General features: G+C 68.1%; 6 protein-coding genes. 2 read left to right on the forward strand and 4 right to left on the reverse strand.

Translation table 11 applies throughout. The annotated features are described in order from the left end of the window. Nucleotides 1-16 precede the first annotated feature (16 nt). The gene (gene ggh, locus OYT95_RS19835) at nucleotides 17-1,354 is read left to right on the forward strand and encodes a glucosylglycerate hydrolase (RefSeq protein ID WP_037230412.1); all 1,338 of its coding nucleotides are present in this window, start codon (nucleotides 17-19) and stop codon (nucleotides 1,352-1,354) included. A gap of 59 nt (nucleotides 1,355-1,413) precedes the next feature. Here ggh and OYT95_RS19840 read toward each other — a convergent pair whose 3' ends face one another. The 4 genes from OYT95_RS19840 to OYT95_RS19855 form a co-directional block, all read right to left on the reverse strand. Next, nucleotides 1,414-3,102 (reverse strand): flavin monoamine oxidase family protein, encoded by a 1,689-nt coding sequence (locus OYT95_RS19840; RefSeq protein ID WP_268788752.1) that lies wholly within the window; start codon nucleotides 3,100-3,102, stop codon nucleotides 1,414-1,416. Continuing rightward, the gene (locus OYT95_RS19845; protein ID WP_037230303.1) at nucleotides 3,099-3,899 is read right to left on the reverse strand and encodes a carbon-nitrogen hydrolase family protein; all 801 of its coding nucleotides are present in this window, start codon (nucleotides 3,897-3,899) and stop codon (nucleotides 3,099-3,101) included. The genes OYT95_RS19840 and OYT95_RS19845 overlap by 4 nt, the downstream gene beginning before the upstream one ends. Then, on the reverse strand, nucleotides 3,896-5,353 hold the full coding sequence (locus OYT95_RS19850; protein WP_037230301.1) for an amino acid permease: 1,458 nt from the start codon (nucleotides 5,351-5,353) through the stop codon (nucleotides 3,896-3,898). Before OYT95_RS19850 ends, OYT95_RS19845 begins: the two co-directional genes overlap by 4 nt. A 93-nt stretch (nucleotides 5,354-5,446) precedes the next feature. Further along, the gene (locus OYT95_RS19855; RefSeq protein ID WP_037230300.1) at nucleotides 5,447-6,067 is read right to left on the reverse strand and encodes a helix-turn-helix domain-containing protein; all 621 of its coding nucleotides are present in this window, start codon (nucleotides 6,065-6,067) and stop codon (nucleotides 5,447-5,449) included. 108 nt (nucleotides 6,068-6,175) lie between these two features. On the opposite strand from OYT95_RS19855, the gene speB reads away from it, so the two are divergent. After that, the gene (gene speB / locus OYT95_RS19860) at nucleotides 6,176-7,213 is read left to right on the forward strand and encodes an agmatinase (RefSeq protein ID WP_037230299.1); all 1,038 of its coding nucleotides are present in this window, start codon (nucleotides 6,176-6,178) and stop codon (nucleotides 7,211-7,213) included. Nucleotides 7,214-7,229 lie beyond the last annotated feature (16 nt).

Consider the following 7,229-nt stretch of genomic DNA (forward strand, 5'->3'; position numbering starts at 1 on the left):
GCAGCAGAATGGTGCAATGGCGGACCGCGGATTCACCCCGACACAGCTCGCGGCACGTGCCGCGTACCTGCTTCGCGGCAACGACCTCGGCACGATGACGAGTGCCGCGCCGCGCCTGTACCCGCACATGTGGAGTTGGGACGCGGCGTTCGTCGCGGTCGGCCTGGCGCCCCTGAGTGTGGAGCGGGCCGTCGTCGAACTCGACACCCTGCTGTCGGCGCAGTGGAAGAACGGCATGATCCCGCACATCGTGTTCGCGAACGGCGTCGACGGATACTTCCCCGGCCCCGGGCGGTGGGAGTGCGGGACCCTCGCGGCGCACGCGCCGAGCGGCACGCAGACGTCGGGGATCACCCAGCCGCCCGTGCACGCCATCGCCGTGCAGCGCATCCTCGACCACTCGCGCAGGCACGGTCGCAGCACCCGCGCCGTCGCCGAGGAGTTCCTCGACCGGCGCTGGCCCGACCTCGTGCGCTGGCACCGCTGGCTGGCCAACGCCCGCGACCTCGACGGCAACGGCCGGATCGCGCTGTACCACGGCTGGGAGTCCGGCATGGACAACTCGCCGCGCTGGGACCACTCGTACGCCAACGTCGTGGCCGGGGTGATGCCCACGTATCTGCGCGAGGACCTGTCCCACGTGGCCGACACCGGACAGCGGCCGTCCAACGGCGAATACGACCGCTACCTGTGGCTGCTCGAGGAGATGAAGACCGTCCGCTACGACGACGAGGAACTGGCCACCGCCATGAGCTTCGCGGTGGAGGACGTGTTCGTCAGCGCCGTGTTCTCGATGGCGTGCGAGGTGCTCGCGACCATCGGTGAGGAACACTCGATGCCGAACTCCGACGTCCGGGAGCTGCACGGGTGGGCGGCCCGGTTCCGGCAGGGCGTCCTCACGACCACCGACGAACGGTCCGGGGCGGCACGCGATTTCGATCTGCGCAGCGGCCGGTGGATTTCCACCGAAACCCTCGCCATGTTCTCGCCCCTGCTGTGTGGCGGCCTGAGCCGGGACGCCGAACGGGCCCTGCTCCGCACGTTCGAGGGACCGAAATTCTGCGGTCACCCCGACCTCCGGTACGCCGTGCCGCCGTCGACGTCGCCGGTGTCGGGCGACTTCCGCCCGCGCGAGTACTGGCGCGGTCCGGTGTGGCCGGTGATGACGTGGCTGTTCTCCTGGGCGTTCGCCCGGCGCGGGTGGGCCGAGCGCGCCCACCTGCTGCGGTCCGAGGGGCTGCGGCAGGCGAGCGACGGCAGCTTCGCCGAGTACTACGAACCGTTCACCGGTCAGCCCCTCGGCAGCATGCAGCAGTCGTGGACGGCCGCCGCGGTCCTGGACTGGTTGGGCTGACGCGCCCGTGAGTACTTATTAACCGCGGGACGTTAATAAGTACTCACAGGCCGAAGGCACTAGTCGCACAAGCGGATCGGGCCGAGCTCGGCGTACCGGTCGCCCGGGCCGGGGTTGTCGGCGGGGGTGGCGCCGCCCAGGTGGTGCATCACTCCCCAGACGGCGTTGAGTGCGGTCTGCACGGCACCCTCCGCCCAGCCCGCGGTCCATGAGATGTCGTCGCCGGCCAGGAAGATGCCGCGATGCCGTGGGTCGAGTTCGTCCTGGACGAAATGGCTGAACAGCCGTTCCTGGTACCGGTAGTGGCCGGGGAGGTTGGCCTTGAACGCACCCATGAAGTCGCGTTCGGTTTCCCACGACAGCGTGACCGGAGTCGAGATGATGTGACTGCGGAAGTCCACCCCCGGGTAGATCTCCTCGAGCGATTTGATCATGAGGTTCATCCGCTCCGTCGCGTCGAGCGGCAGAAGCTTGAGCGAATCGTCGGACCACGTGTAGGACAGGCAGATCAGGCCGGGCTTGTCGTCGCCGTGGTCGAGGAGGTAGGTGCCGCGGCTCATCCGGTCCGTCAGGGTCATGCTGACGAGGTCGCGGCCGGTGACCGGATCCTTGTCCTTCCAGAACGGACGATCCACGAGGGCGAACACCTTCGTCGACCCCATGTAGTGGGTGCGTTCGATCGCGGTCCAGTGGTCGATCGGGAACAGGTCGTCGTCGCAGTGAATGTTGTTGAGCAGCATCCAGCTCTGCGCCGTGAAGACGGCGGCGGGGTAGGTGCGGATCTCACCGGACGAGTCGGTGACCGTCACCTGGTGCGGTGCGGTCCTCCGGACCTCCGTGACGCGGGGACGGGTGCTTCCGGCGTTCAGTGCGCGCACCGACGTGCCGTCCGGCCAGTGCGTCATCCCCGACGGAGTGTCGGTCCACAGGCGCAGGGGCAGTTGCTGCGACCCGCCGACGATGCCGCGGTGGTGGTCGTCGGCGGCGGTGATGACGACGCGCAGGATCTCGAGGATCGAGTTGGGGAAGTCGGTGTCCCAGCCGCCGGTGCCGAAACCGACCTGCCCGAAGACTTCCCGATGCCGGAACGACGCGAAGTGCTTCGACGAGGCGAGGAAGCCGTAGAACGTCTGATCGTCCAGCCGGACCACCAGGTCGTTCCAGATGCGCTTGAGTTCGGCGGTGTCGCGGTCGCGGATCGCCTGCTGCAGCGGAATCAGCTCGGCGTGATCCTCGAGTGTGCGCTGCCACGCATCCGACACCTCCCGGAACACGGGCGGCAGGTCGTCGAGGTGCTGCGCGTAGTAGCTTTCGCCCTTGAGGTCGATGACCGTGCTGGGGGTGCTGTCGGCGAGCGGGTTCGGGAACGCCTCGGTCCGCAGTCCCATGGCGTCGAGGTAGTGGAACAGGGTGGTCGACGACGGTGGGAACCGCATCGCGCCCATCTCGGCGACCACGTCCGGGTGCCCGTCGAACGGCTGCGACCGCATCCGGCCACCGATCTGATCGGCTTCGTAGACAATCGGTTTGAGGCCGAGCTTCATCAGCTCGTACGCCGTGACCATTCCCGACAGTCCGCCGCCGATGACTGCCACCTCGGTGCCGTGGCGGTCGGCGGGCACCGCGCCGAGGCCCGAGTGGTGCGCGATGTAATCGTCGTAGGCGAACGGGAAGTCGGGGCCGAACATGGTGAGCGGCTTGGGATCGGTGTCCGCGGCGGTGCTGTCCGGAGTGACGGGGATCGTCATGAAGTCTTCTCCTGCATGAAGGGGTAGAGGTCGACGCGTCGGTCGTCGAGATGGGTGTTTTCACGGCGGGATCGGTGGAGGACGTCGAGTTCGAGGTCGACGATCGCGACCTCCTCGTGGCGGCCGGCGCGGGCGAGTTCGGTGCCGTCGGGCGCGATCGCGCAACTGGATCCGCAGTAGTCGAGGTCGGCTTCGGTGCCGCACCTGTTGACGTACGTGACGAACAGCTGACTCTCGTACGCCCGGGTCGGGACGACGCTCTCCGCGATGAATTCGTACGGACTCATCAGACCGGTGGGGACGACGAGCCACTGGGTTCCCCGGTCGGCGTGCGCGCGAACGGTTTCGGGGAACTCGACGTCGTAGCAGATCAGGAGTCCGCACCGGATTCCGGCGTGGTCGAACTGGACCACCAGTTCGTCGCCGGCGGCGAAGTGCGAGCGGTCGAGCTCACCGAACAGGTGGGTCTTGCGGTAGTTGGCGAGTGACGTCCCGGACGGGTCGAACACCTGCACGCTGTTGTAGACGACCCCGGCGTCCGCCTCGGGGTATCCGTAGACGACGGCGATTCCGGATTCGCGCGCGATCTCCGCGATCCGTGCCGCAATCGGTCCGTCGGCGGGTTCGGCCCGCGCCGCGATGAGGGATCCGATGTTGTAGCCGGTGGCCGCCATCTCCGGGCAGACGAGGATGGACGCCCCGGAAGCCGCCGCCGTCTGCGCGGCGGACGCGATGGCGGAAAGGTTCGCCGCGACGTCGAAGGAGAGTTCGGGGCCTTGGAACAGTGCTGCCCTCATGGTGCCGTCACCCTTTCCGGGCTGTTGCGGAGTTCGGACTTGCGGACGCCGTACGCGAAGTAGATCGCGAGCCCGACTGCCATCCACAGAGCGAACGCCACCCAGGTCGAGACGCCGAGGCCGAACAGCAGCAGCGCGCAGAACACGACGCCGAGGACCGGCATCAGCGGGAACAGCGGGGTCCGGAAGCTGCGGTGCAGGTCGGGGTGGCGGCGGCGCAGGATGATCACGGCGATGTTGACGAGCATGAACGCGAACAGCGAGCCGATGCTCGTCGCGTCGGCCAGTTCGCCCAGCGGCACGAACCCCGCGAGCGCGGAGACGACACCGCCGACGACCACGATGTTGACGACGGGCACCCGGGTGCGCGGGTTGACGCGGGAGAAGACCCGCGGCACGAGACCGTCGAGCGACATCGCATACAGGATCCGGGTCTGCCCGTACATGACGGCGAGGACGACGCTGGCGATGGCGATCACCGCGCCGGCCGACAGGAGGATGGCGGGCCAGGTGCTGGTGGTGGCGGCATTCAGGATGGTCGCGAGTGCGGCGCCCTCGCCCGCGATGTCCTGCCAGGGCATCGCGCCGACAGCCGCGATCGCGACCAGGCAGTAGAGGATCGTGACGATCAGGAGCGAGAGGATGATGGCGCGGGGAAGGTCGCGCTTCGCGTTCTTCGCTTCGTCGCCTGCGGTCGAGGCGGCGTCGAACCCGATGTAGGCGAAGAACACCTGGGAGGCCGCGGCCGTCACGCCTGCCGCACCGAGGGGGATGAACGGCGTGAAGTTTCCGGCGCGGAACGCGGTGAACGCGACAGCGCAGAAGAACACGAGCACGAGGATCTTCAGTGCGACCATGACCGTGTTCACCAGGGCGCTCTCGGACGCTCCCCGGGTCAGCAGTGCCACCGCGACGAGCACGATGACGATGGCGGGCACGTTGACGATGCCGCCCGCTCCCGGTGATTCGCTGATCGCGGCGGGTAGCGCGATGCCGAACATGCCGTGGAGCAGTTCGTTGATGTACTCGCCCCAGCCGACGGCGACGGCCGCGACCGAGACGCCGTACTCGAGCATCAGGCACCAGCCGCAGATCCACGCGAAGAGTTCGCCCATCGTCGCGTAGGTGTACGAGTACGAGCTACCGGAGACGGGGATGCTGCCTGCGAGTTCCGCGTAGGAGAGGGCGGAGAAGAGTGCGGTGAACGCCGCGAGCACGAAGGCGAGGACGACGGCGGGGCCGGCCTTGGGCGTCGCCTCGCCGAGGATGACGAAGATGCCCGTTCCCAGCGACGCACCGATGCTCAGTGCGGTGAGGTGCACCAGGCCCATCGACCGCTTGAGGCCGTGACCGGGTTCCTGGTCGTTGCGCGCCACGATCGCGTCGACCGATTTGCGGGCGCGGAGTGCGCCTGCCAGTCCCGGCGGGCGCGGAGAAATCTTGGTGATATCCAACGTTGAGCTCCTGAGCGGTGGAGTGATGTGGACAACAATGAACGGGCGAGCCGTGACTGTCAACACATGTTTCCTAAACCGCTTGACGGTTTCCTAGCGGGAGGTGGGCCGGACGTCGTCCGGTAGTGCGGGGGCCAGAATCCACAGAACGGTCGTGGTGTCGTCGCCGAGTGCGCGGAAGCTGTGCGGCAACTGGGGAGAGAAGGTGAACGCGTCCCCGGTCGCGAGCGTCACGTCCTCCCCGGCCCCCGGACCGTTGAAGGAAATGCAGATCCGGCCCGAGACGACGTAGACGAAGGCGACGTCGACCGGTAGTTCGTACGTTTCCGAGCCACTCCCGCCGCCGGGCTCGATCCGGCTCAGGAGCGACTGGATGCGGCGCTCGCCGAACGGTGTCAGCAGGAACTCGGCCATGCGCTCGCCGCCGAAGCTGATCGGCGGGTAGTTGTCGGCGCGTACCACCTCACCTGCGGCGGAGCTCTCGAACAGGGACCCGACGGGAATGTTCAGGGCGGCGCAGATGCGCACCAACGTGGCGACGGACGCGCTCGCGTGGTCCCGTTCGATCTTCGACAGGTAGCCCTTGGTGATGCCGCAGCTCGCGGCCAGTTCGTCGAGGGTCAGGCGCTGGGCCTGCCGGGCGGCCTTGAGCCGGGGTCCGATCCGGGGCGCGTCGACGCCCGACGCACCTTCGGTTGCGAGCTCGTTCGCCATGCATTGATCCTTCGTTGTGTCTCGTATAGGAAACAAGTGTTGACAAGAATGCGTTCCAAGGAAACGATACGACGACGCCACGTCTCCGGCACACACCGAAGGATTCCGATGAGTACAGACGACATCCAGGGCCCAATCGACGCGACCCGCATCCAGGGCCCCGTCGACGCGACCCGCACCCCGCGCTACGCCGAACCCAGCACGTTCGCCCGCCTCCCCCGGCTCGACGAGGTGTCCCGCGCCGACGTCACGGTGATGGGCGTCCCGTTCGACTCCGGCGTGAGCTACCGTCCCGGCGCACGCTTCGGCCCCGGCCACATCCGCGCCTCGTCGAAGCTCCTGCGTCCGTACAACCCCGCACTCGACGTGCACCCCTTCGCGGCGCAGCAGGTCGCCGACTTCGGTGACATCGGCGTCAACCCGTTCGACATCCAGGAAGCCCTGGCCACGGTCGACGGCGCCGTCACCGACCTGCGCAAGGACGGCTCGACCGTGCTGACGCTCGGCGGCGACCACACCATCGCCCTGCCGATCCTGCGTTCCCTCGCCCGCGACCACGGTCCCATCGCCGTGCTGCACTTCGACGCGCACCTGGACACGTGGGACACCTACTTCGGCGCCCCCTACACGCATGGCACCCCGTTCCGGCGGGCCAGCGAGGAGGGGCTGATCGACCTGGAGCGTTCGCAGCACATCGGCATCCGCGGCCCGCTGTACAGCAAGAAGGACCTCGAGGACGACGCCGTTCTCGGCTTCCAGGTCATCCGCTCCGACGACTACGAGGTGGACGGCGTTGCCAGCATCGTCGAACGGATGCGTCGACGGCTCGACGGCGGTCCGGTCTACGTGTCCGTGGACATCGACGTCCTCGATCCCGCGCACGCGCCGGGCACCGGAACACCCGAGGCCGGCGGCATGACGTCCCGCGAGTTGTTGAACACGCTGCGCGGACTCGTCGGCCTGAACGTGGTCGGCGCCGACATCGTGGAGGTCGCGCCCGCATACGACCACGCCGAGATCACCGGCATCGCGGCAGCGCACGTCGCGTACGAGTTGCTGTCGGTGCTCGCGATCAACGCGTCGACGGCCCCGGGACGGGCTGCGCGCGGCGAGGCCCGTCGGCAGGCGGCGTTCGTCACGAAGTGACGTCCGCCTGCGCCCG

Origin of the sequence: Rhodococcus sp. JS3073 (assembly GCF_026810085.1) — a bacterium.
Taxonomy (GTDB): Bacteria; Actinomycetota; Actinomycetes; order Mycobacteriales; family Mycobacteriaceae; genus Rhodococcus_F; species Rhodococcus_F wratislaviensis.